Origin of the sequence: Novosphingobium sp. KCTC 2891 (assembly GCF_025938155.1) — a bacterium.
GTDB lineage: Bacteria > Pseudomonadota > Alphaproteobacteria > Sphingomonadales > Sphingomonadaceae > Novosphingobium.
Genome location: NZ_JAPCZG010000003.1, coordinates 51,318 through 74,891 on the forward strand (window position 1 = coordinate 51,318; position 23,574 = coordinate 74,891).

The window sequence follows — 23,574 nt, forward strand, 5'->3', positions numbered from 1 at the left end:
GACCTAGACCGGGTCATGGGGCCGACCCGCTGCGGTGGGCCCCATCGCTCGAGACGGGGAAGGGGGTCAGGTGTTGGGCAAGTTGCGCCAGGCGGTGCTGGGCCATCCGCTCACGATGAGGCGGTTGATCGCGCACGAAGTTGGCGAGCAGGATCGCGACTGGTTCGACGGGTGCCGGCTGGACCAGCTCCATGCCGCGCCCGCGGGTCGGTTCGAAGCCGGACGCTGCGCGCTGCTGTTCCTGATCGCCGCGCCGTCCTATCCGGTTCTTGCCCTTGCGATTCCGCTTTGCGCCTTGCTGTTGATCGGCGGCCTGAGCGGGCTGCACCGGGCGCGGGCCAACGGCGTTTCGCCGCAGCAGATGCTGCGGCTGTGGGGCGGCTATCTGGTCCTGCGCGCGCTGTTGATGGGCAGCCTTGGCGCGGTGCTGGTCACGAGCGTGGCGCCGGACCGGCTGATCCCGCTGATCATGCTGATCGCGCTGTCCAATTCCATGGATTCTTTCGCGCAGTACACTGTGCCGGTGGTCGGCACGGCCTCTGGCTGGATCTCCTGCATTGCGTTGGCGGTGCCGCTGTCGCTGCGGCCGGAAACGGGCATGACGCTGGTTCTGCTCGTCTCGCTGCTGCAGCTGATGACCGTGCATATGCGCATGTTCAATCTCAACTATCTGTTTTCCACGCGGCGGCTGCGCACGCGCAAGCTGCAGGACGCCAACGAGACGATTCAGCTCCTGCTCAACCAGTATGACGAGCACGGCAGCGACTGGCTGGTCGAGACCGACGCGCAAGGGTTCATTCTCAAGCCTTCGGAGCGGCTCTGTCGTTCGACCGGCAAGAGTGCGGCCGAGCTGGAGGGGCTGAAGCTGACCGCGCTGTTCGAGGCCGGGCCGCAGCTCGATGCGCTGCGCCGCGCGGCGCGCCGGATGAAGCCGTTCCGCGACATGCCGGTGGGCATCGCGGTGGCGGGCGAGATGCGCTGGTGGTCGATTTCCGGGTGCCCGGTCTTCGCGCGCGATGGACAGCACCGGGGCTTTCGCGGGTTCGTGCGCGACGTGACCGACCGCTATCTGGCGGAGAACAAGGTCCTTTATCTGGCGCATCACGATCCCTTGACCCGCCTTGCCAATCGCGCCGAGTTCCAGGCGCGGCTGGACCAGCACCTTGCCGCCGCACCCCGCGGCGGGCAGGCGGCGCTGCTGTTCGTCGATCTCGACAATTTCAAGCTCATCAACGACAGCATGGGCCATGCCACGGGCGACCGCGTGCTGGCCGAGGCCGCATCGCGCCTGTCGCAGCGGGTTTCGGCGCGCGATCTGGTGGCGCGGCTGGGCGGAGACGAGTTCGCGGTGCTGCTGCGGCGGCCGCGTTCGCCCGCGGCGGTGATGGAACTGGCACAGGCCATCGTGCGCGACATCGGGCTGCCGATGGAGGCCGACGGCCGCATCCTGCAAGTGGGCGCGAGCATCGGCGTGGCCATGGCGCCGGACCATGCAGGCGAAGGCGAAGGCCTGCTGCGCGCGGCCGACATGGCGCTCTATGATGCCAAGGCGCAGGGCCGGGGCCAGGCCTCGCTCTACAACGCGGGCATGAAGGAGGAGCTGTTCGAGCGGCGCGCGCTGGAGATTGACATGCGCGGCGCGCTGGCGGCGGGGCAGTTCACGCTCCACTATCAGCCGCTGCACCGGCTCGATACCGACGAGATCGCGGGGTTCGAGGCGTTGCTGCGCTGGAACCACCCGACGCGCGGAATGATCGAGCCGGGCCGGTTCATTCCCGTCGCCGAGGAAAGCGGGCTGATCCTCCAGATCGGCGAATGGGTGCTGCGCGAGGCGCTGGCCGAGGCTTCGACCTGGCCGGAGCACCTGACCGTGGCGGTCAACGTCTCGGCAGCGCAGATGCGCGGCGGCGAACTGCTGCGGCAGGTGGTGGCGCTTTCGTCCACCGGCTTCGATCCGTGCCGGCTGGAACTCGAAATCACCGAAACGATGCTGATGGAGGATTCACAGGTCCACCTGCGGCTTCTTCACCGCCTGCGCGCGCTGGGGGTGCGGATCGCGCTCGACGATTTCGGGACGGGCTATTCCTCGCTGAACTATCTGCGCAGCTTCCCGTTCGACAAAATCAAGATCGATCGCTGCTTCGTGACGGACATTGCGAGCAGCGATGACAGCGGTGCCATTGTCGAAGCGGTGCTGGGGCTGGCGGCGCGGCTGAACATGCAGACCATTGCCGAAGGGGTAGAGGACGAGGAGCAGCTTGCGCGGCTGCGGGCGCGGGGCTGCGAGCAGGTGCAGGGATATCTGTTCAGCAAGGCGCTGCCGCCCGAGCAACTGCCGATCACGCGTCTGGGGGTGAAAGACCCCGTCGCCTTGCCGCCAGCGCCGACGCCCGAACTGCACCGGCGCGGACTGCGTCCATGCCCCACCGGCGCACTGCTGGCACAGGGCGGGTCTGCCGCAATGCGGCTGGACTGCGGCGATTGTGTGGCGTGCTGAAAAGGGCGCCGATGCGCGGGGGCTGCTGAACGGGGGCGCTGGCCCCCGTCCGCTCAGTTCTTGCCGACGACGCTTTCGGGAAGGTCCTTGCCGAACACGCGCTGGAAATATTCGGCCACCAGCACGCGTTCCGTCTCGTCGCACTTGTTCAGGAACGAGAGGCGGAAGGCGAAGCCGACATCGTTGAAGATGCCGGTGTTCTGCGCCCAGCTGATCACCGTGCGAGGGCTCATCACCGTGGAGATGTCGCCGCCCATGAAGCCCTTGCGGGTCAGGTCGGCCACGCGGACCATGTTGGCGATGATCTGCGGATCGAGGCCCGGCACCTTCTTGGTGACGACGTCGATCTCGGTCTCGGCGGGCAGGTAGTTGAGCGCGACGACGATGTTCCAGCGGTCCATCTGGCCCTGGTTGATCGCCTGCGTGCCGTGATAGAGACCCGAGGTATCGCCAAGGCCCACGGTGTTGGCCGTGGCGAACAGGCGGAACCAGGGGTTCGGGCGGATCACGCGGTTCTGGTCGAGCAGCGTCAGCTTGCCTTCGGTTTCCAGCACGCGCTGGATCACGAACATCACGTCCGGGCGGCCCGCGTCATATTCGTCGAACACCAGGGCCGTCGGCGTCTGGAGCGCCCACGGCAGCAGGCCTTCGCGGAATTCGGTCACCTGAAGCCCGTCGCGCAGCACGATCGCGTCGCGGCCGATCAGGTCGATGCGGCTGATGTGCGCGTCGAGGTTGATGCGGATGCACGGCCAGTTGAGGCGGGCGGCGACCTGCTCGATGTGCGTGGACTTGCCCGTGCCGTGATAGCCCTGGACCATCACGCGGCGGTTGTAGGCGAAGCCGGCCAGGATCGCGAGCGTGGTGTCCGGATCGAACACGTAGCTGCCGTCGCGGTCGGGCACGCGCTCGTCCGCGACCGAGAAGGCCGGAACCTTCATGTCGATATCGATCCCGAACGTCTCGCGGACGTCGATCTCGGTGTCGGGGGCGGCGAGCAGGGTCGTCGCGTGGCTGTTCGGAATCTCGCTCATCGCCTGTCCGCCTATACGCGCGCGCAAGAGGCTGCAATAATCTTTGGGAGAGGTTTTTGTTCTGGGGAGGAGATTTTGATGAAGATTTATGGCGCCCTGATTTCGCCGTTCGTGCGCAAAGTCGCAGTTGTCGCTACGGAAAAGGGCATCGCGTTCGAGATGGCGCGCGGCGGACCGGGTAGCGCCGATCCCGGTTTTCTCGCCGCCAGCCCGCTCGCCAAGATCCCGGCGATCGACGACGACGGCTTCACTCTGGCCGATTCGACCGCGATCGCGCTCTACCTCGATGCCAAGTATCCCGAGCCGCAGCTGCTGCCTGCCGATCCGCAGGCGCGCGGCAAGGCGGTGTTCTATGACGAGTTCGCCGACACCGTTCTGGGTGGCGCGGGGCTGAAAGTGCTGTTCAACCGGCTGGTCGGGCCGAAGCTGCTGAAAGTGGGCGGCGACGAAGCGGTGGCGAAGCAGGGCGAGGCGGAACTGCCGCGCTGGACCGACTGGCTCGAGAGCGCGGTGCCGGAAAGCGGGTGGCTGCTGGGCGAGACGTTCAGCCTGGCCGACATCGCCGTGGCCTCGACCTTCCGCACGCTGGCCTACGTGAACCTTGGCGTCGATGCCGCGGCGCGGCCGAAAACGGCGGCATGGTATGACCGCGTGGCGGCGCGCCCGGCGTGGCAGGCGATTGCCGCGCAGGAAGACGTGTTCGCGGCGAAGATCATGGCGCTGGCGTAACACAAGGGCGGGGCGGCCATCCGTCGCCCCGCCTGCCCGTCTTTCCGCCTGCCCGCCCTGCCGCACGCGCGCTTGTCGCATACCGACCGGTTGGTATGATAATGACGTGATCCCGAATCGCGCCTTTCGCCCCGCACCGGTGACGGCCCGTGACAAGCTGCTGGAAGCGGCAGTGAAGCTGGTGCGCCGGCAGGGCTTCGCCGGCACATCGGTCGAACAGCTGTGCGGCGAGGCGGGGGTGACCAAAGGCGCCTTCTTCCATCATTTCGCCTCGAAGGAGGCGCTGGGCGTGGCGGCGGCGGAATACTGGTCCGCCAGCACAGGGGCCTTCTTTGCCGAAGCGCCGTTCCACCACCTGCCCGATCCCGTGGACCGGGTGCTGGGCTATATCGACCTGCGCATCGCGCTGATCGGCGGGCCGGCGGAAAGCTTCAGCTGCGTGGCGGGAACGCTGGTGCAGGAAGCGTTCCGCTCCAGCGCCGCGATTCGCGTGGCGGCCGAGAGCAGCATCATGGGCAATGCCCGCGCGCTGGAGGCCGATCTCGATGCCGCGGTCCGGCAATGCGGAATTGAGGGCACCACCGGCGCCAGCCTTGCCCGTCATGTGCAGGCGGTGATCCAGGGAGCCTTCGTGCTGGCCAAGACCCAGCCGGAAAGCGGCGCGGCCGATCTGGCGCGCGAGCAACTCGCGCACCTGCGCCGCTACTTCGTCCTGTTGTTCGGGAGGGATGCGCAAGAGGAGTAAGCGCCATGACCTACATCGACGGATTCGTCCTGGCGGTGCCCACCGCCAATCGCGAGAAATACGAAGCCGCCGCGCGCAAGTTCGACGGCATGATGATTGCCCATGGCGCATTGCGCGCCGTCGAAGGCTGGGGCGACGACGTGCCCCATGGCAAGCGCACAGATTTCCACCGCGCGACCGAGGCGAACGCCGATGAGACGGTGGTGTTCAGCTGGACCGAATGGCCCGACAAGCAGGTTCGCGATACCGCCCACGCCGCGATCAACAAGGCCATGGCCGAAGCCGCCGAGCCGATGGACATGCCGTTCGACGGCGCCCGCATGATCTACGGCGGGTTCGCCACGCTTTTCGATCTGGGAGACAAGGCATGAGCGCGCAGGTTCCCTTCGTCTGGTACGAACTGATGACCACCGACGCCGACGGCGCGGCGGCGTTTTATGGCAAGGTAATCGGATGGACGGTTGCCGCCTCCGATCCGGCTTCGCCGGTGGACTACAGGATGATCGCGCGCAGCGACGGCAAGGCCGTCGGCGGCCTGCTGCCGCTGACCGCAGAGATGCAGGCCGGGGGCGCTCGGCCCGCCTGGTTGCCTTATCTCGCGGTGGAGGACATCGACGCCGGCCTTGCCGCGATCACGGCGGACGGTGCCAAGGCGCTGATGCCGCGCACGGACATTCCGGAAGGCAGCTTCGCCCTGGTCACCGATCCTCAGGGCGCGCCGTTCTACCTGATGAAGCCGGTGCCGCCCGCTGGCAGTCCCGACGGCGAGAGCCACGCCTGGAAGGCCGACGGCGTGCAGCACGCGCGCTGGAACGAACTGGCGACCAGCGATCCTGTCGGTGCCAAGACGTTCTACGCCAAGCACTTCGGCTTCGCCTTCAACAACGCCATGCCGATGGGCGATGCGGGCGATTATGCCTTCATCGATTTTGGCGACCAGGTGCTGGGCGCGATCATGCCGGTCATGGATCCGGCCCGGCCGCCTTCGTGGCTGACCTATTTCGGCGTGCCTTCGGCCACGGCGGCGAAAGCGGCCATCGAGCAGTCGGGCGGCACCGTGCTGATGGGCCCGCACGAGGTTCCGGGCGGCGAATGGATCGTCGTGGGCACAGATCCGCAGGGTGCTGCGTTTGGTGTGGTAGGACCGAAGGGAGAGTAACCGTGGCCGAGTTTACCTTCTTCACCAATCCGATGTCGCGCGGGCAGATCGCGCGCTGGGCGCTGCACGAAGCGGGCGCGGACTACGAACAGGTGCTGTGCGGCTGGGGCCCCAAGCCCGAAGCGCTGATCGCGGCCAACCCGATGGGCAAGGTGCCGACGGTGATCCACCATGCCCCCGGCGGCGACCGCGTGGTGACCGAGGCTGCGGCGATCTGCCTCTATCTGGCCGAAGTTCTGCCCGGTGCCGGGCTTTCCCCGCGCGCGGAGGAACTGGCGGATTACCTGCGCTGGTCGTTCTTCGCGGCCGGTCCGGTGGAGCAGGCGGTGACCGCGCGGAGCATGGGCTTCGAGCCGCAGACGCCGCAGCAGCAGGGCATGGCAGGCTATGGCAGCTACAACCGCATGGTCGATGCGCTCGCGGGGCATTTCGCGACCCACGCCTTTGTCTGCGGTGATCGCTTCACCATGGCGGACGTCTATGTCGGCTCGCAGGTCGATTGGGGGCTGATGTTCCAGAGCCTGCCCGAAAGGCCTGAATTTTCGGCCTATGCCGAGCGGCTGCGTGCGCGCCCCGCCTATCAGGCGGCCAAGGCCATCGACGGCAAGCTGATCGCGGAGATGCAGCAATGACCGCGCCCGCACCCGCTGCCACGCTGTGCCTGTGGTATGACCGCGCGGTGGAGGGCGGCGCGGAAGCCGCCGCCACCTTCTATGCCGCCACCTTTCCCGACAGCTGGGTGAGCGCGGTTCACCGCGCTCCGTCCGATTATCCCGATGGGCGCGAAGGCGATGTGCTGACGGTGGAGTTCACCGTGCTGGGCCTGCCCTGTTTCGGCCTCAACGGCGGCCCGCATTTCACCCATACCGAGGCATTCTCGATCCAGGTCGCCACCGATTCGCAGGAGGAAACCGACCGCTACTGGAACGCCATCGTGGGCAACGGCGGGCAGGAAAGCGCCTGCGGCTGGTGCAAGGACAAGTGGGGCCTTTCCTGGCAGATCACCCCGCGCGCGCTGACCGAGGGCATGGCGGATCCCGATCCGGCCGTGCGCAAGCGCGTGTTCGAGAGTATGATGACAATGCGCAAGATCGACATCGCCACGATCGAGTCTGCGCGGGCGAGGTAATGCGATGCTGGAACTCTACGGACATCCTTTCTCTTCCTACACGTGGAAGGCCGTGATCGCGCTGCGCGTGAACGAGACGCCTTTCGCGTTCCGCATGGTCGGGCCGGAGCATCCCGAAAACACCGCGCGGGTGGCGGCGGCATCGCCGCTGGGCAAGTTCCCGCTGCTGATCGACGACGAGACGCATGTATTCGAGGCGACCTCGATCATCGAGCACGTGTGGCTGCACCATCGCGGCCCGGCGCCGCTGCTGCCCGATGATCCGGTGGAAGCGGCGCGGGTGCGGATGATCGACCGCGTGTTCGACAACTACGTGATGGCGCCGCTCCAGGCGGTGGTGGGCGAATACCTGCGCGCGCCCAAGGCGCCGGACCAGGTGCGGATCGACGAGGCGCTGGCGCAGCTCGATCGCGCCTATCGCTGGCTGGAGGACTGGCTGGCGGGCTATCGCAGCGACGGCGCGATCTCGCTCATCGAATGTGCGGCGGCGCCTTCGTTGTTCTATGCCGACTGGGTGCGGCCCATCGGCGAAGCCTTCCCGCGCCTTGCCGCCTTCCGCGCGCATCTGCTGGCGCTGCCGGCGGTGGCGCATTGCATCGACGAGGCGCGGCCATGGCGCGCCTTCTTCCCGCCGGGCGCGCCTGACCGGGACTGACGGAGGACCGATCCCATGCACCAGCTTTCGATCACCCGGCATATCGCCGCGCCGCCCGCGAAAGTGTGGGACGTGCTCACCAACCGCCAGGCGGAATGGTGGTGCCCCCGGCCGTGGCGCGCCGAAGTGGTGGCGCAGGAGCGCCGGCCCGGTGGGCGCAGTTCCATCACGATGTATGGCCCCGACGGCGAGGTCGCCCCGCACGAGGGGATATTCCTCGCCTGGGATGAAGGGCGCCGCTTCATTTCCACCGATGCCGTGACCGCCGATTTCCAGCCAGCCGGGCCGTTCATGATCGGCGTGTGGGAAATCGCGCCCGAGGGTGAGGGCACGCGCTACACCGCCAGCGCGCGCCACTGGACCGAGGACGACATGAAGCGCCACGCCGAGATGGGCTTCGAGGCGGGCTGGAATGCCTGCGCCGACCAGTTGCAGACGCTGTGCGAGGCGCCCCTTTGACCGCGGGAGCCTGATCCCAGGCGCTCTGCCTCAACCCTTCGCCGTCCGGATATATTCGCCCACGTTGCTGGCCAGCACATCGAGCGGCACGTTGCCGCCGCCCACCACCGCGTCGTCGAAGGCGCGCAAGTCGTAGCGCGCGCCCAGTTCGGCCTGCGCGCGGGCGCGCTGGCGCAGGATCTCGGTGTGGCCGATCTTGTAGCCGCAGGCCTGCCCCGGCCAGCTGCAATAGCGGTCCACTTCGCTCGATACTTCGTCGAGGCCCGAGCCGTTGGTCTCGGCGAACCACTTGATCGCCTGCTCGCGGGTCCAGCGCTTGGCGTGGAGGCCCGTGTCCACTACCAGCCGGCAGGCCCGGAATGCGATCGACTGGAGATAGCCGAGCTGCCCGACCGGATCGCCTTCGTAGGCGCCCAGCTCGTCGCCCAGCGTTTCCGCATAGAGCGCCCAGCCTTCGGAATAGGCGTTGAAGGCCAGCGCCGAGCGGATCAGCGGCAGCGTCTGCGCATATTCGCCCTGCCACACGTGGCCGGGGATCGCTTCGTGATGGACCAGCGTGGGCAGGCTGAACTTGTTGTGCAGCTTGGTGGTGCCAAGGTTGATCCACATTCGGCCCGGAATCTTGCCGTCGATCGAGCCGGGACCGCCATAGGCGCCGGGCGCGCCGGGTTCCTCCTCGGGCGGCAGGCGGCGCACTTCCACGTTGCCGCGCGTCAGCTTGCCGAAGGCGCGCGGCATCTGCGCGCGGATGTAGTCCAGCCGCTTCTGGATGAAGGCCATGATCTCTGCGCGGCCGGTGTCATTGTCGGGGAAGGCGAAGCGCGGATCGTTGCCCAGCGCGGTCATGCGCTGCCCCACGGTGCCCTGCGTGTAGCCCAGGCTGCGCAGGATCGGGTCCATCCGCGCGTGGAGCGCCTTCAGTTCGTCCAGCCCGATCTGGTGGATCTCGTCCGGCGAAAGCGTGGTGGTGGTGCTGGCCTTCAATGCCCAGGCATAGAACGCATCGCCGCCAGGGCGCGCCCACATCCCGGCATCGCTGGTGGCGCCGGCGCGCTGGCGGGTAAGTTCAGCGACCTGCCGTTCCAGCGCGGCGGCCACTGGCCCCGTGGCGATGGCGCGTGCGCGGCTCGCCCAGTCGCCGGCGATGCCCTTGGCTTTGGTGCGGCGTTCGATCGATTCGACCAGCCCGCCGCCAGCGCGCGCACCGGCCAGCGAGGCGGCAAGCTGCTTCAGCGCCTTGTCGAGCAGGAACGCCGGCGCGACCACGCCTTGCGCGGCGGTGGCCTTGAGCCGGTCGGTCTCGCCATCGAGAACGCCGGGATAGGCGGCAAGGCGTGAAAGGTAGGCTTCGGCATCGGCCGCCGTGTCGATCGGGTGGTCCGAATCGAGGAAGCGCGGAATGTCGAGATAGGCGCCCACGTTCTGGATCACGACGTAGGGCGTGTTGCGATAGCCGCCGACGGCGACATCGCCATAGGGCAGCGCGAAGCCTTCCAGCGCGGTGCGATAGGCGCTGCGAACCACCGCAAGGCTGGTGCGGGTGGAATGGTCCAGACTTTCCATCGGCACGGCCTCGACCCGTGCGAGATCGGCGCGCACCGCCGCCGCGATGGCGCGCTGGCCCGCGGCCGAACGGTCGGTCAGGAGGCTGCGCAGGCCAGAGTGCGCGCCGGTGTCCACGCCCAAGCTGGTCGCGCCCTCGGGCGAATGCGAGAGCAAGTCCCAGGCGAGGCTGTCGAGCAGGGCTGCGGCATCGCCTGGCGCGCCGACCGGCATGGCCGGGGACAGGGCCGGGGCCGATGGAACCGCCCCCGTGCGCGCGCAGCCGGGCAGCGCGAGCGAGGCTGTGCCGGCGGCCAGCGCGGCAAGGGTCTGTCGGCGGGTGAGGGTGTTCGTTTCGGGTGCAACCATGGCGCGCACCCTGTCGGCACGCGCCCCGGCTGTCAAACCCCTGTGGAAACGTCGGGAATGGGTCAGTCGGTCATGCTGGCGGGCACCTTGCCGCCGTTCTCGGCCAGCTTGCGCATCGTCGCCTTGTGCAGCCAGATGTTCATCTCCGCCGATCCGTCCAGCGCGCCGGTGTAACCCAGTTCCCGCGCCAGTTCCTTGCGGTTGTCGAGGCTCGAATCGATGCCGAGCAGCTTCATCAGGTCGACGATCGAGCTGCGCCAGTTGAGATTCTTGCCGTCCGCCAGTCCTGCCAGCTGCGCTTCGACGTCCACGTCCTGCAGCGGCGTTGCCGTGATCGCGGGCGGCACATGGGGCGCGGGGGCGGCTTGCGGGGCTGCACCGGCCGCAGCGGGCACGGGTGACGGCTGCTGCCCGGTCTGCGTCGGGCGGGTGCCCTTGAAAGAAATCGCGTCCATGATCTTGGAAAAGATGCTCATCGGTCGGCTCCTGTGCTGTCCACAGGCAACCGGTGGGAGTCCGGACCGGTTCCGGCTTGCATCGCGGGGCAGGCGCGGACTAACGCAGCGCCATGCTCGACACCGCGCTTTCGCTGCTCATGCTCGTATCGCTCGCCCTGATCGGCGGGGCGATGATCCTGTGGCGCAAGGGCGAGCGCAAGCGCCCCGCGCTGATGCTGGTGCTGGCGGCGGTGATGGCCCTGAACCTGGTGATCTGGACCTTGCCGACCACGCAGGGCGGCACGTTGGTGGCCGAAGCGCAGAAGTGATGCTGCGAAAGTGAAAACGCCCGGCGGGTGAGGCCGGGCGTTTCAGGTCACTTGATCGGGCAATCCGGCGCGAGGCGCATGTCGAGGTAGTTGTCGACCGAGCGCATCATCTCGTCCATCTCGTTCTCGAAGAAGTGGTTCGCGCGCGGCACTTCGTCGTGGTGGATGGTGATGTGCTTCTGCGTGCGCAGCTTGTCGACCAGCTTCTGCACCGCGTTCGGCGTCACCACCGTATCGGCATTGCCCTGCACGATGATGCCCGAGGCGGGGCACGGCGCGAGGAAGCTGAAATCGTACATGTTCGCGGGCGGCGCCACCGAGATGAAGCCGCGGATTTCGGGGCGGCGCATCAGCAGCTGCATTCCGATCAGCGCGCCGAACGAATAACCCGCGATCCAGGTGGTGCTGGCTTCGGGGTGGATCGACTGCACCCAGTCGAGCGCGGCGGCGGCATCGGACAGTTCGCCGATGCCGTTGTCGAAGCTGCCCTGGCTGCGGCCCACGCCGCGGAAATTGAAGCGAAGCGTCGCGAAACCGCGGTTCACGAAGGTCTTGTAAAGCGCCTGGGTGATCCGGTCGTTCATCGTGCCGCCCGCCTGCGGGTGGGGATGAAGGATCATCGCCACCGGCGCGCGCGGGCGCGATGCGGGCTGGAAACGACCTTCGAGACGACCTTCGGGACCGGGAAAGATGACTGCGGGCATCGTGTGTCCTGATGAAACTTGGTGGAGCGCCGCGCCGGCGCGAAACCGCCGGGGCTGGGAATTGAAGCAAGGGCTATATAGAAACGAGTGCTCCGAAAGCAACGTTTGCGGGATTTCCTGTTGTCCGAAGGCTGCATTTACCTCGATTACGCGGCCACGACGCCGCTGCTGCCACAGGCGCGGGCCGCCATGGACGAAGGATTCCGCCTCTGGGCGAACCCGTCCAGCCCGCACAAGGCGGGCCGCGCCGCGCGCGCCGCGCTGGAAGATGCGCGCTTGCGGGTGAAGGCCGCGCTGGGCTGGCAGGGCGAAGTGGTGTTCACCAGCGGCGCGAGCGAGGCGCTGGCGCTGGCCATCGGCCGGGCGAAGCTGCGCCGGCTGGTCGTCTCGGCCGTGGAACATGACGCGGTGTTGCGCCCTGCCGGTCCGGACGCGCTGCGGCTGCCGGTGGACGGGGCCGGACTGGTGGACTTGGCCGCGCTGGCGGCGGCGCTGGAACAGGGACCCGCGATTGTCGCCGTCCAGCAGGTCAACAGCGAGACGGGGGTGATCCAGCCGCTGGACGAGGTGGCCGCGCTGGTCCGCTCCGCCGGCGGCGTGCTGCTCTGCGATGCGGCGCAAGGCGCGGGCAAGATCGCGCTGCCCGATGCGGACCTGATCGCGCTTTCGGCGCACAAGTTCGGCGGCCCCATCGGCATCGGCGCCTTGCTGGTGCGCGATTTCGCCTTGCTCGATGCGCCCGGCGGGCAAGAGCGAGGCTATCGCGGCGGGACGGAGAATCTGCCCGGCGCGATGGCCATGGCGGCCGCGCTGGAGGCTGGAAATCAATGGCTCAAGTTCACTTCAGGTTTGCGAAAATCCTTGGAATTGCAGGTGGTTGAAGGTGGAGGCGAGGTGGTGGCCGCCGAAGCGCCGCGCCTTCCCGCGATCGGCGCCTACCGGATGCCGGGGGTGCCTTCGGCGGTGCAGCTGATCCGTTTCGACGGCATGGGACTGGCGGTTTCGGCGGGCAGCGCCTGCTCGTCGGGCAGCCTCAGGCCCAGTCACGTGCTGACCGCGATGGCCTACCCCGCGCTTGGCGAGGTGATCCGCGTCAGCCTGGGCCGCGAGACGACGGAGGGCCATGTGGCCGGTTTCGTGGCGGCGTGGCGTGAAATCGCGGGCGGGGCGCGCGCATGATCTATCTCGATTATCAGGCGACCACGCCGCTTGCCCCCGAAGCGCGCGAGGCGATGCTGCCGTGGCTGGCGGGGCCGGACGCACCGGGCTTCGCCAATCCGCACAGTTCGCACCGATACGGCCGCGCGGCGGCGGCGGCGGTCGAGGCCGCGCGCGAATCCGTCGCTGCGCTGCTGCCGCCGGGTGGGCGCGTGGTTTTCACCTCGGGCGCGACCGAAGCGATCAACCTCGCCATCATCGGTTCCGGTCGCAAGCGGTTGGCGGTGTCCGCGATCGAACACGCAGCCGTGCTCGACACGGCCCGGTTCGTCGATCCGGCCACCGTGATCCTGCCGGTCGATGGCGCCGGCCTGGTCGCGCCGGATGCAGATATCCCCGAAGGCACCGGGCTGGTCGCGGCGATGCAGGTCAACAACGAGATCGGCACGGTCCAGCCGGTCGCCGCGCTGGCGGAGCGCGCGCGGGCGATGGGCGCGCTGTTCCTGTGCGATGCGGTGCAGGGCGCGGGCAAGCTGGCCGCACCGGAAGGCGCGGATCTGATCGCGCTGTCGGCGCACAAGCTGCACGGCCCCAAGGGCATCGGCGCGCTGTGGGTGCGCGACGGGGTCGAACTCGCGCCGCTGATCCACGGCGGCGGGCAGGAGGGCGGCCTGCGGTCCGGCACGCTTTCGCCCGCGCTCTGCGCCGGGTTCGGCGTGGCGGCCCTCCTGTGCAAAACCTGGTGGGAAAGCGATGGACAACATGTGGAAAGGCTGTGGCAAAAAGCCCGCGCGCTGTTCTCCGACTGGACGTTGAACGGCAGCGCGGAGCAGCGCTGGCACGGCAATCTCAACCTGCGCCGCGAAGGCCTCGACGTGGCGCGACTGTTGTCCGAATGCCGCACCGTGGCGATTTCCGCAGGCTCGGCCTGCGCCAGCGGGTCGGGCAGGCCCAGCCATGTCTTGCGTGCCCTCGGACTTTCGGACAGGGATGCCAGAACCGCGATCCGGATCGGCTTCGGACGCTATACCGGGGAAGATGAGCTGGAACGGGCCGCTGCGGCGATCAACGCCGCGGTGCGGGCGCAGGGAGTCTAGCTATGGTGAAGGTCACGTTCGTCACCGCCGAAGGGCAGCGGGTGGAGACCCGTGGCGAGGAAGGCCAGCGCCTGCTCGAACTCGGCCAGAATGCTGGCATGGCGCTCGAAGGCACGTGCGAGGGGCAGATGGCCTGCTCCACCTGCCATGTCGTGATCGCCGCCGAATGGTTCGACCGGCTGCCGCCCGCCGTCGAGGACGAGGAAGACATGCTCGACCTTGCCGCCGGCGTAACCCGCACCAGCCGCCTGTCGTGCCAGGTCGTTCTCACCGCGGACCTCGACGGGCTGGAAGTCCGCATTCCCGAAGAAGCGCGCGACATGCAGCGAGGCTGAGGCGAAGGCCCGGACACCGCAAGGGCATCCGGGCCGTTCATTGCCGATTCGCGGGACCGAGGATCAGAGTTCCTCGATTTCCTCGTCTTCTTCTTCCTCGTCGTCTTCCTCATCCACTTCGCCGCGCTCTTCCAGCGCGTCGATCAAGGCCTGCGCGAAGGCGGGGATGTCGTCGGGCTTGCGACTGGTGATGAAGTTGTCGTCGATGACCACTTCCTCGTCGACCACTTCGGCACCCGCGTTTTCGAGATCGGTGCGAATCGAGGGCCAGCCGGTGACGGTGCGCCCGTCCAGCAGGTCGGCTTCGGCCAGCAACCACGGCGCGTGGCAGATCGCCGCGATCGGCTTGCCGGCGTCGTCGAAGTCCTCGATCAGCTGGATCACCCGTTCGTCCATGCGCAGGACGTCCGGGTTCATCTGGCCGCCGGGGAGCATCAGGGCGTCGAAGTCCTCTGCCTCCACATCGTCCAGATCGGCATCGACGGGGACGGACTTGCCCCAGTCGCCGTGATTCCAGCCCTTGATCTCGCCGGACTTGGGACTGGCGACGACCGTCTTGATTCCGGCGGCTTCGAGGGCCTTCCGGGGTTCGATCAGCTCCGATTGTTCGAAACCGTCGGTAGCGATGATGAGCACGCGCTTGGCCATGGGGGATTCTCCATCAGGAGGTGGGGAGTGCCCCGCCATAATGAGCGGCTTCCGTGACAGTTCCGGAGTTCCCCACCGGCTATCCTGTTGCTAGGACGTTCCACCTATGGCGATCACCACCGATGCCCACCCTGATCCGTTCGACGCCATCGTCGACGCCCCGTTCGATTCCGCGCTGTCGGAACGCTATCTTGTCTATGCGCTGTCCACGATCACAGCGCGTTCGCTGCCCGATCTGCGCGATGGGCTGAAGCCGGTCCACCGCCGCCTGCTGTGGGCGATGCGCCAGCTGAAACTGGACGCCAACGGCGCTTTCAAGAAGTCCGCGCGCGTGGTCGGCGACGTGATCGGCAAGTATCACCCGCACGGCGATGCCTCGGTCTACGATGCGATGGTCCGCCTCGCGCAGGATTTCGCGCTGCGTTATCCGCTGGTCGAAGGGCAGGGCAACTTCGGCAACATCGACGGCGATAACGCGGCCGCCTACCGCTATACCGAGGCGCGGCTGACGCGCACCGCGATGCGGCTGATGTCGGGGCTGGACGAAGGAACGGTGGAATTCCACCCGACCTACAACGGCGAGGAGGAAGAGCCGGAAATCTTCCCCGGCCTGTTCCCCAACCTGCTCGCCAATGGATCGAGCGGTATCGCCGTGGGCATGGCGACCAACATCCCCAGCCACAACGTGGCCGAGATCGTCGATGCCACGCTGCTGCTGATCGACAACCCGGCCGTCGAACACGCGCAGCTGATGGAAGTGTTTCACGGCCCGGACCTGCCGACCGGCGGCGTGGTGGTGGACAGCCCTGCCGCGATCTCGGCCGCCTATGAAAGCGGGCGCGGCGCGATTCGCGTGCGCGGGCGCTTTTCCACCGGCCGCGACGATGCGGGCCAGTGGGAAGACAGCGGCATCGAGAAGCTGGGCAGCGGCCAGTGGCAGCTGGTCGTGTCCGAAATTCCCTACATGGTGCCCAAGGGGAAGCTGATCGAGCAGATCGCCGCGCTGATCGCGGACAAGAAGCTGCCGATCCTGGAGGACGTGCGCGATGAAAGCGACGAGCAGATCCGCATCGTGCTCGTGCCCAAGAGCCGGAACGTCGATCCCGACCTGCTCAAGGAATCGCTCTATCGCCTGACCGACCTCGAATCGCGCTTCGGCCTCAATCTCAACGTGCTCGATGCACACCGCACGCCGGGCGTGCTGGGGTTGAAGCTGCTGCTGCAGGAATGGGTGATCAGCCAGATCGACATCCTGCTGCGCCGTTCGCAGCACCGGCTGGACAAGATCGCCGCGCGGCTCGAACTTCTCGATGGCTACATCATCGCCTATCTCAACCTCGACCGGATCATCGAGATCATCCGCACCGAGGACGAGCCGAAGCCGTTGATGATGGCCGAGTTCGGCCTGACCGACCGGCAGGCCGAGGCAATTCTCAACATGCGTCTCCGCAGCTTGCGCAAGCTGGAGGAGATGGAACTGCGCAAGGAGCACGACGCGCTTCTGGCCGAGCAGGACGAACTCCAGAAGTTGCTCGACAATCCGGCGCGCCAGCGCACCCGGCTGAAGCGCGACCTGAACGCTCTGCGCAAGGAATACGGCCCGGATACCGAGCTGGGCCGCCGCCGCACCACCATTGCCGAGGCGGCACCCACGCGCGAATTCAACATGGACGCGATGATCGAGAAGGAGCCGGTGACGGTGATCGTCTCGCAGCGCGGCTGGATCCGCGCGGCCAAGGGCCACGTTCCGCTCGACGGCGATTTCAAGTTCAAGGAAGGCGATGGCCCCGCCTACGCGCTCCACGCGCAGACCACCGACAAGCTGCTGGTGGCCGTGGACAGCGGGCGGTTCTACACGCTGGGCGCCGACAAGCTGCCCGGCGCGCGCGGCTTTGGCGAACCGGTGCGGACGATGGTGGACATCGATCCCGACGCGCACATCGTGGCTGTGCTGATCTACAAGCCCAAGGGCCAGTTGCTGCTGGCGGCAGACACCGGGCGCGGCTTTGCGGCGGAAATGGACGAACTGCTGGCCGAGACGCGAAAAGGGCGCGGAGTGGTGACCACCAAGCCGGGGGTCAAGCTGACGATCGTGCGCGAGATCGCGCCCGAGCACGATCACGTCGCCGTGGTGGGCGAGAATCGCAAGCTGGTGATCTTCGCGCTGAACGAAGTGCCGATCCTGGCCAAGGGGCAGGGGGTGACCTTGCAGCGCTACCGCGATGGAGGCCTGTCCGACGCCATCACGCTCAAGCTGGAAGACGGCCTGACGTGGGCGATGGGCGGCGACAGCGGGCGCACCCGCGTCGAGAAGGACCTGCTGCCGTGGAAGGTGGCGCGCGGCGCGGCCGGGCGGCTGCCGCCCAACGGTTTCCCCCGCGACAACAAGTTCTGAACCGGGCGCGCAAAGCGACCTGAACGAACCGCCGGCTTGCCCCAAGTTCGGACTCGACCTGTTTCGCACTTCTGTTAAGCGCCCGCTTAACCGGAAGCATCGAGGGAGAGACTAGTGGAGAAGCCGCGTTATTCGCTGGAAGGTCGCATCGCGCTGATCACCGGGGCATCGTCGGGTCTCGGCGCGCACTTCGCCCGGCTTTATGCGGCAGCGGGTGCGGCGGTGGTCATCGGCGCACGCCGCGCCGAACGCATTGCCTCGCTCGCGCAGGAAATTCAGGCTGCGGGCGGCCGCGCGCTGGCGGTATCGATGGATGTGACCGACGAAGCTTCGATCATTGCCGCTTTCGATGCGGCCGAGGCCGAAATCGGGACGCCCGACGTGGTCCTGGCCAATGCCGGCATCGTCGAGGCGGGCCGTTCGATCGACCTGCCGGCAGAAGCGATGCGCCGCGTGGTCGATACCAATTTCAACGGCGTGTGGCTGACCGCGCGGGAAGGCGCGCGGCGCATGATCAAGGCAGGCTCGAAGGAAACCGAGCGCGGGCGGATCATCCTGACCGGCTCGATCACTGCCGACATGACCGGGCAAGGCGATGCCGCCTATGCCGCCAGCAAGGCGGGCGTTGTCCACCTCGGTCGCCAGTTCGCGCGCGAATGGGCGCGGTCCGGGATCAACGTCAACACGATCCAGCCGGGCTACATCCGCACCGAGATCGACGGCGAATGGTTCGACAGCGAAGGCGGCAAGGCGCAGATCGCCAGCTGGCCGCGCCGCCGGCTGACCGATATCTCGGCGCTGGACGATATGATGCTGTTCTTCGCGTCGGATGCCTCGCGCTTCGTCACCGGATCGCACATCTCGATCGACGACGGCCAGTCGCTGTAAGTAAAGCACGGTTCGCGCAGCGCAGAGGCTGCGCGAACCCCTTACCTTCCGGCGGCCAGCGCGGGCAGCGTCTCGGGCGTCAGCACCTGCGGTAGCTTGACCGGTGCGCCGCCGCCCGCCGGATACCACAGGTAGAGTGGCACGCCCGCCGCGCCCTGCGCGGTGAGGAAACGCGTGATCGCTGGATCTCGCCGCGTCCAGTCGCCCACCAGCACGGTCACGCCCGCCTTGCGGAACGCATCGCGCGTTGCTTCGCGCTTGATCGCCACGCCCTCGTTGACCTTGCACGACAGGCACCAGTCGGCGGTGAAATAGACGAAGGCCGGCTTGCCCGACCGCTGCGCCTTGGCGAGCGCCGCCTCGCTGAACGGCCGCGCATTCAGCAGGCCCGCGTCGGCGCCCTGCCGCGCCTCGGCCAGATGCGGCGCGCCGATCACGGCGGCAGCGGCCAACGCCAGCAGCGCCGGCGCAACGAAGCGCGCCGCAGGCCGACCGCCGCGCTGCGCGCGTCCCGCCAGCGCCAGCACGGCAACGGCGGCCAGCGCCAGCGCGGCGGCGGCCAGCGCATAGCCGGTCCCGCCCAGCCGCCATGCCAGCCAGCCGAGCGCAAGCACCGTCAGCCCCATCGGCAGCGCCATGAAGTGGCGGAAACGCTCCATCCACGGCCCCGGCTTGGGCAGCAGCCGGCGTAGTGCCGGTACGAAGCCCAGCAGCAGGAACGGCAGCGCCAGTCCCACCCCCAGCGCTGCGAACACCGCGAGCGCGGCCCAGGTCGGGAGCACCAGCGCCGCGCCCATTGCGGCTGCCATGAACGGGCCGGTGCAGGGCGTGGCGACGAAGGCCGCAAGAAGCCCCGTGCCGAACGCGCCCATCGATCCCGATCCGCGCTCGATGGAAAGGCCCGGCAGCTCGAACAGCCCTGCGAAATTCGCGGTGATCGCCGCCGCCAGCAACAGCAGCAGCGCGACGATGCCGGGATCCTGCAGCTGGAACGCCCAGCCCACCTGCTCGCCCGCGGCGCGCAGGGCCAGCATCGCCCCGCCGAGCGCGAGGCAGGCCAGCACCACGCCGGCGGTATAGGCCAGCCCTTCGACATGGGCACGGTGCGAATTGCCGCGCGCCAGCGCCAGCGCCTTCAGGCTCAGGATCGGGAACACGCAGGGCATCACGTTCAGCACCAGCCCGCCCAGCAGTGCGCCGAGCACCGCCAGCCCCAGCGTCGCGGCCGAAAATCCGGCGACAGCGCCCACCGGCGTGCCGCCTTCGGGCACGGCACCGGCGCGCGCGACCAGCGCGATGCCGCCCGCGTTATCGCCAAGCGCCAGCACGCCCGAGATCACCGTCGGCTGTTCGGCCGAAGGCACTTTGGCTCGGGGCAGGTCCACCACCAGCACGTCGCCCTTGCGGCGGAACGCCTGCGGCGCGGCGTAGTTCACCAGCCCGTCGCCCGCGATGAAGAAGTGCGGCGCATCGATCCCGGCCGAGGCGGGGAAGGGAATGGCAAGGCTGATGCCCTTCGGCGTAACAGCGAAGGTGCCCGGCCGGTCGAGCGGGGCGGGCAGCGCGGCGCGCCAGCGCTCGAAGCGGGCGTCCGCAGGGCCTTGTCCCACTGTTACCGTGCCTTGCAGCACCGCCTGTTCGGGCACGCAGATCGATTCGGTGCAGGCCAGCCACTGCGCCTTGGCGGTGATCGGCAATGTGGTGCCGGCGCGCGCGTTCGCGGGCAGGGTCAACGGCACCAGCACCGCATAGTCATGCTCGTAGACGTGGTTCATCAGCCCCTGCACCAGCAGGGTCTGCGGCACCGGATAGAGCATGGTGCCGGCCCTTGCCCCTTCGGGCAGGGTCCAGTCGAGCGTCAGCCCCAGTCCGGCATCGCCGGGGTTCAGCCAGTATCCGTGCCAGCCCTTGTCCGGCTGCATCAGGATCGCCAGCGTCACCTCGCCGCCGGGTGCGGCTGGCGCTTCGGCGACAAGGCTGGCGCGGATGTGGTTGGCACTCGCCGGCGCGGCCATCGCCAGCACGCCGATCAGCAGGAAAAGTATCGCCAAAGGAAACGAATGAAACTTTCCGGTCACATTCGCGGCTAAGGGTCGACGGTGCATGGACGAAACGGCCTGGTGGCTGGTGCGGCCCCTTGCACCCGGAGACTGGCGGGGCCAAGACCCGCGTCTACGGATGCCCGGGACGTGAGTCCAGTGCGCCCCGTATCGGAGAACAGCGATCCCATGATGCCCCGCTCGAAAGCCCTGCTCCTGCTCGCCGCCGCGCTGCTGCCTCTCCAGCCGGTCGCGCTGGCCCGCCCTGCCAAGACTGCCCGCCCGGCCGCCACAAGGGCCGCCCAGCCCGCGCCGCAAGCGCAGTCCAAGGGCCCCCCGCGCCTGCTGGTGGCCATCGCGGTGGACCAGTTCTCCGCCGATCTTTTCGCGCAGTATCGCAGCCACTTCACGGGCGGCCTTGCCCGCCTGACGGGCGGCGCGGTGTTCCCGGCCGGCTACCAGAGCCACGCCGCGACCGAGACCTGCCCCGGCCACTCCACCATCCTGACGGGCATGCACCCCGCGCGCACCGGGATCATCGCCAACACCTGGATCGACCAGTCGGTCGGGCGCGAGAAGAAGACCGTCTATTGCGCCGAGGACGAGACGAAGCAGGCCGCCGATCCCAAGGACTACGTCGCCTCGGTCAGCCACCTGCTTGTGCCCACGCTGGGCGAGCGGATGAAGCAGCAGTGGCCCGCCAGCCGCAACGTCGCGGTTTCGGGCAAGGATCGCGGCGCGCTGATGATGGGCGGGCACGAGATCGACCAGGTCTACTGGTGGAAGGGCAACGGCTTCACCTCGCTAGAAGGCCGGCCGGTCGCGCCGGTCGTCGCTGCGGAGAACAAGATGATCGCGGGCACGCTGGCTGCCGGTGCGCCGGCCTTCGCGATGCCCGCATGGTGCGGCGCGCATGACCGCGCGATCACGCTGGGCGCCGCGGCCAAGGCGGATGCGGCGCCGGGCGCCACCGGCATGGGCAGCATGGCCGCCGGCGCGGCTGCGGCGTCGGCACCCTTCACCGTCGGAACGGGCCGCTTCGCGCTGGCCAAGGGCGATGCCAACGCCTTCCGCGCCTCGCCCCGGCTTGATCGCGCCACGATCGACATTGCCACCGAAATGGTCGACAGCCTGAAACTGGGCAAGGGCAGCGCGCCCGATATGCTGTCGGTCAGCCTTTCGGCCACGGACTATGTCGGCCACGCCACCGGCACCGAAGGCACCGAGATGTGCATCCAGATGCAGCAGCTCGATCTCGCGCTCGGCGATTTCTTCAAGGCGCTGGACCAGCGCGGGATCGATTACGCGGTGGTGCTCACCGCCGATCATGGCGGATTCGACCTGCCCGAACGCCTGCACGATCAGGCCTATCCCTACGCCGGTCGCGCCTGGCCGCAGCTGCTGCCTGAAAAGCTCTCTGCCGCCGTGGGCGAAAAGCTGGCGCTCGATCCCAAGGGGCTGATCCTGTCGGACGGCGCGTTCGGCGATTACTGGGTGCGCCGCGATCTTCGCCCTGAAGAAAAGCTGCGCGTGGTCGAAGCGGCGCGGAAGGTCCTGTCGGAAAATCCGCAGGTCGCGGCGGTGTTCAGTGCTGCCGAGCTGGCCGCCATGCCGATGCCCACCACCCCGCCCGATATGTGGACGCTGGCCCAGCGCGCGCGCGCCTCGTTCTATGCGCCGCGCTCGGGCGATTTCGTCGTGCTGCTCCAGCGCGGTGTGGTGCCCATCGTGAAGCCGATGCCGGGCATTGTCGCCACGCACGGTTCGGCCTGGGACTATGACCGGCGCGTGCCGATCCTGTTCTGGCGCGCGGGGATGACCGGGTTCGAACAGCCCAATGGGGTGGAAACGGTGGACATCGCCCCCACGCTCGCTGCATTGATCGCGCTCAAGGCGCCGGAAGGCACTTTCGATGGAAGGTGTCTCGATCTCGACGCCGGACCCGGCACGACCTGTGGAGCCACGAATTGAGCGATAGCGCCCTTTCCGAAGTTACCCCCACCGCCACGGCTGACGTGGTGATCCTTGGCGGCGGCCTTGTCGGCATGACGCTGGCGATCGGCCTCGCCAAGGCGGGGATCACCAGCGTGGTGGTGGACAGCTCCGATCCCGCGGCGCAGACCGCCAGCGATTTCGACGGGCGCGCCTCGGCGATCTCCACCGCCAGCTGGAACCTCTACGTCAATCTGGGCATGGCCGACGATCTTGCGCCCAAGGGCTGCCCGATCGATTCGATCGCGGTGACTGACGGGATGAAGCCGGGCCGGATCGATTTCCGCCCCGGCGAAGGCGGTTCCTCGCTCGGCCGGATGTATGCCAACCGCGATCTTCGGATCGCGATGTATGCCGCCGCCGCGCGCGAAAGTGCGATCAGCTTCATCACCAACGCCCGCGTCACCGCGCGTGAACGCGGCGAACACGGTGTGCGCGTGGCGCTGGCGGACGGGCACGTGCTGGGCGGAAAGCTGCTGGTGGGGGCGGAGGGGCGCCAGTCGCCCACGCGCGACGAAGCCGGCTTCACCCCCGCGCGCTGGGACTATGGCCACCGCGCGATCATCGCCGGACTTTATCACGAAAAGCCGCACGGCAACGTGGCGTGGGAAATCTTCTATCCGGCCGGCCCGTTCGCGCTGCTGCCGCTGCTGGATGATGACGGGCGGCACCGTTCGGCATTGGTCTGGACCGTGGCGGAAAAGGATGCGGCGGGCGTGCTGGCGCTGCCAGAGCACGCTTTCCTGTCCGAAGTGGAAAAGCGCATGGGCGGGGTGTTCGGCGACATCAGCCTTGCCAGCCGGCGCTCGTCCTATCCGCTGAACTTCCACCACACCGCCCGGATCGTCGACAACCGGCTGGCGCTGGTGGGCGATGCCGCGCACGGGATGCATCCCATCGCGGGGCAGGGCCTGAACGTGGGGCTGCGCGATGTGGCGGCGCTGGTCGAAGTGCTGTCGGACGGAATGCGGCTCGGGCTCGATGCGGGTGATGCCCAGCTGCTCGCGCGCTACGAACGCTGGCGCGCGCTCGATACGTTCATGGTCGCGGGCGCGACCGACGTGCTGACGCGCCTGTTCGGCCTGCCGGGGCGCATCCCCTCGGCGATCCGCCGACTGGGCATGGCCGGTGTGCAGCGCCTGCCTTCGCTCAAGCGGTTCTTCATGGACGAAGCCCGCGGCATGAGCGGCAAGCTGCCCGCGCTGCTCCAGGCCTGAACGGTCAGCCGCGGCGC

23 protein-coding genes are annotated in these 23,574 nt (G+C 68.1%); 17 read left to right on the forward strand and 6 right to left on the reverse strand.

Annotated features, from left to right (window positions below):
- The first annotated feature begins 70 nt into the window (after positions 1–70).
- On the forward strand, positions 71–2,497 hold the full coding sequence (locus OLX02_RS06485; protein ID WP_264421286.1) for a putative bifunctional diguanylate cyclase/phosphodiesterase: 2,427 nt from the start codon (positions 71–73) through the stop codon (positions 2,495–2,497).
- Positions 2,498–2,550: 53 nt separating this feature from the next.
- Here OLX02_RS06485 and cobS read toward each other — a convergent pair whose 3' ends face one another.
- A complete protein-coding gene (cobS, locus tag OLX02_RS06490) occupies positions 2,551–3,531 on the reverse strand; it encodes a cobaltochelatase subunit CobS (protein WP_264421288.1) in 981 nt (326 codons plus the stop codon).
- Positions 3,532–3,609: 78 nt separating this feature from the next.
- On the opposite strand from cobS, the gene OLX02_RS06495 reads away from it, so the two are divergent.
- The 8 genes from OLX02_RS06495 to OLX02_RS06530 all read left to right on the forward strand — a co-directional run bounded on the left by OLX02_RS06495 (position 3,610) and on the right by OLX02_RS06530 (position 8,407).
- Complete coding sequence (locus OLX02_RS06495; protein WP_264421290.1) at positions 3,610–4,260, forward strand: glutathione S-transferase family protein; 651 nt, start codon at positions 3,610–3,612, stop codon at positions 4,258–4,260.
- 106 nt (positions 4,261–4,366) lie between these two features.
- Positions 4,367–5,005 (forward strand): TetR/AcrR family transcriptional regulator, encoded by a 639-nt coding sequence (locus tag OLX02_RS06500; protein WP_264421292.1) that lies wholly within the window; start codon positions 4,367–4,369, stop codon positions 5,003–5,005.
- A gap of 5 nt (positions 5,006–5,010) precedes the next feature.
- Entirely contained in the window at positions 5,011–5,376 is a 366-nt protein-coding gene (locus OLX02_RS06505) for a DUF1428 domain-containing protein (RefSeq protein WP_264421294.1), read from the forward strand.
- Positions 5,373–6,164 carry a VOC family protein gene (locus OLX02_RS06510; RefSeq protein WP_264421296.1) on the forward strand — a complete coding sequence of 264 codons (792 nt, stop codon included), beginning with the start codon at positions 5,373–5,375 and terminating at the stop codon, positions 6,162–6,164. The genes OLX02_RS06505 and OLX02_RS06510 overlap by 4 nt, the downstream gene beginning before the upstream one ends.
- Before the next feature lie 2 nt (positions 6,165–6,166).
- Positions 6,167–6,796, forward strand: a complete 630-nt coding sequence (locus OLX02_RS06515) for a glutathione S-transferase family protein (RefSeq protein WP_264421298.1) — start codon at positions 6,167–6,169, stop codon at positions 6,794–6,796.
- Entirely contained in the window at positions 6,793–7,293 is a 501-nt protein-coding gene (locus tag OLX02_RS06520) for a VOC family protein (RefSeq protein ID WP_264421300.1), read from the forward strand. The genes OLX02_RS06515 and OLX02_RS06520 overlap by 4 nt, the downstream gene beginning before the upstream one ends.
- Positions 7,294–7,297: 4 nt before the next feature.
- Positions 7,298–7,948: a glutathione S-transferase family protein gene (locus tag OLX02_RS06525; protein ID WP_264421301.1), complete on the forward strand. Its 651-nt coding sequence runs from the start codon at positions 7,298–7,300 to the stop codon at positions 7,946–7,948.
- A gap of 15 nt (positions 7,949–7,963) precedes the next feature.
- A complete protein-coding gene (locus tag OLX02_RS06530) occupies positions 7,964–8,407 on the forward strand; it encodes an SRPBCC family protein (RefSeq protein ID WP_264421302.1) in 444 nt (147 codons plus the stop codon).
- 30 nt (positions 8,408–8,437) lie between these two features.
- On the opposite strand, the gene OLX02_RS06535 is transcribed toward OLX02_RS06530, so the two are convergent.
- Both OLX02_RS06535 and OLX02_RS06540 read right to left on the reverse strand, forming a co-directional pair.
- Positions 8,438–10,318: a DUF885 domain-containing protein gene (locus tag OLX02_RS06535; RefSeq protein WP_264421304.1), complete on the reverse strand. Its 1,881-nt coding sequence runs from the start codon at positions 10,316–10,318 to the stop codon at positions 8,438–8,440.
- Positions 10,319–10,380: 62 nt separating this feature from the next.
- On the reverse strand, positions 10,381–10,794 hold the full coding sequence (locus tag OLX02_RS06540) for a DUF3597 domain-containing protein (RefSeq protein WP_264421306.1): 414 nt from the start codon (positions 10,792–10,794) through the stop codon (positions 10,381–10,383).
- A gap of 92 nt (positions 10,795–10,886) precedes the next feature.
- Between OLX02_RS06540 and OLX02_RS06545 the strand changes: the two genes are divergently transcribed.
- A complete protein-coding gene (locus OLX02_RS06545; protein WP_264421308.1) occupies positions 10,887–11,084 on the forward strand; it encodes a hypothetical protein in 198 nt (65 codons plus the stop codon).
- 47 nt (positions 11,085–11,131) lie between these two features.
- On the opposite strand, the gene OLX02_RS06550 is transcribed toward OLX02_RS06545, so the two are convergent.
- Positions 11,132–11,788, reverse strand: a complete 657-nt coding sequence (locus OLX02_RS06550) for an alpha/beta hydrolase (protein ID WP_264421309.1) — start codon at positions 11,786–11,788, stop codon at positions 11,132–11,134.
- A gap of 120 nt (positions 11,789–11,908) precedes the next feature.
- Here OLX02_RS06550 and OLX02_RS06555 point away from each other — a divergent pair, with 120 nt between their 5' ends.
- From OLX02_RS06555 to OLX02_RS06565, 3 genes are read left to right on the forward strand one after another with little or no spacing between them, the layout of a single operon-like run.
- Positions 11,909–12,967, forward strand: a complete 1,059-nt coding sequence (locus OLX02_RS06555; RefSeq protein WP_264421310.1) for a cysteine desulfurase family protein — start codon at positions 11,909–11,911, stop codon at positions 12,965–12,967.
- Entirely contained in the window at positions 12,964–14,043 is a 1,080-nt protein-coding gene (locus OLX02_RS06560; RefSeq protein ID WP_264421311.1) for a cysteine desulfurase family protein, read from the forward strand. Before OLX02_RS06555 ends, OLX02_RS06560 begins: the two co-directional genes overlap by 4 nt.
- Positions 14,044–14,045: 2 nt before the next feature.
- Positions 14,046–14,378 carry a 2Fe-2S iron-sulfur cluster-binding protein gene (locus OLX02_RS06565; RefSeq protein ID WP_264421313.1) on the forward strand — a complete coding sequence of 111 codons (333 nt, stop codon included), beginning with the start codon at positions 14,046–14,048 and terminating at the stop codon, positions 14,376–14,378.
- 63 nt (positions 14,379–14,441) lie between these two features.
- Here OLX02_RS06565 and OLX02_RS06570 read toward each other — a convergent pair whose 3' ends face one another.
- Entirely contained in the window at positions 14,442–15,026 is a 585-nt protein-coding gene (locus OLX02_RS06570) for a type 1 glutamine amidotransferase domain-containing protein (protein ID WP_264421315.1), read from the reverse strand.
- A gap of 106 nt (positions 15,027–15,132) precedes the next feature.
- On the opposite strand from OLX02_RS06570, the gene parC reads away from it, so the two are divergent.
- Positions 15,133–17,421: a DNA topoisomerase IV subunit A gene (gene parC / locus OLX02_RS06575; protein WP_264421317.1), complete on the forward strand. Its 2,289-nt coding sequence runs from the start codon at positions 15,133–15,135 to the stop codon at positions 17,419–17,421.
- A gap of 114 nt (positions 17,422–17,535) precedes the next feature.
- The gene (locus OLX02_RS06580; protein ID WP_264421319.1) at positions 17,536–18,309 is read left to right on the forward strand and encodes an SDR family NAD(P)-dependent oxidoreductase; all 774 of its coding nucleotides are present in this window, start codon (positions 17,536–17,538) and stop codon (positions 18,307–18,309) included.
- A gap of 41 nt (positions 18,310–18,350) precedes the next feature.
- Here OLX02_RS06580 and OLX02_RS06585 read toward each other — a convergent pair whose 3' ends face one another.
- Positions 18,351–20,414 carry a protein-disulfide reductase DsbD family protein gene (locus OLX02_RS06585; RefSeq protein WP_413630092.1) on the reverse strand — a complete coding sequence of 688 codons (2,064 nt, stop codon included), beginning with the start codon at positions 20,412–20,414 and terminating at the stop codon, positions 18,351–18,353.
- A gap of 123 nt (positions 20,415–20,537) precedes the next feature.
- Between OLX02_RS06585 and OLX02_RS06590 the strand changes: the two genes are divergently transcribed.
- Together OLX02_RS06590 and OLX02_RS06595 are read left to right on the forward strand one after the other, a co-directional pair.
- A complete protein-coding gene (locus OLX02_RS06590) occupies positions 20,538–22,319 on the forward strand; it encodes an alkaline phosphatase family protein (protein ID WP_264421321.1) in 1,782 nt (593 codons plus the stop codon).
- On the forward strand, positions 22,316–23,557 hold the full coding sequence (locus tag OLX02_RS06595; protein WP_264421323.1) for a UbiH/UbiF/VisC/COQ6 family ubiquinone biosynthesis hydroxylase: 1,242 nt from the start codon (positions 22,316–22,318) through the stop codon (positions 23,555–23,557). Before OLX02_RS06590 ends, OLX02_RS06595 begins: the two co-directional genes overlap by 4 nt.
- Positions 23,558–23,574: the final 17 nt, after the last annotated feature.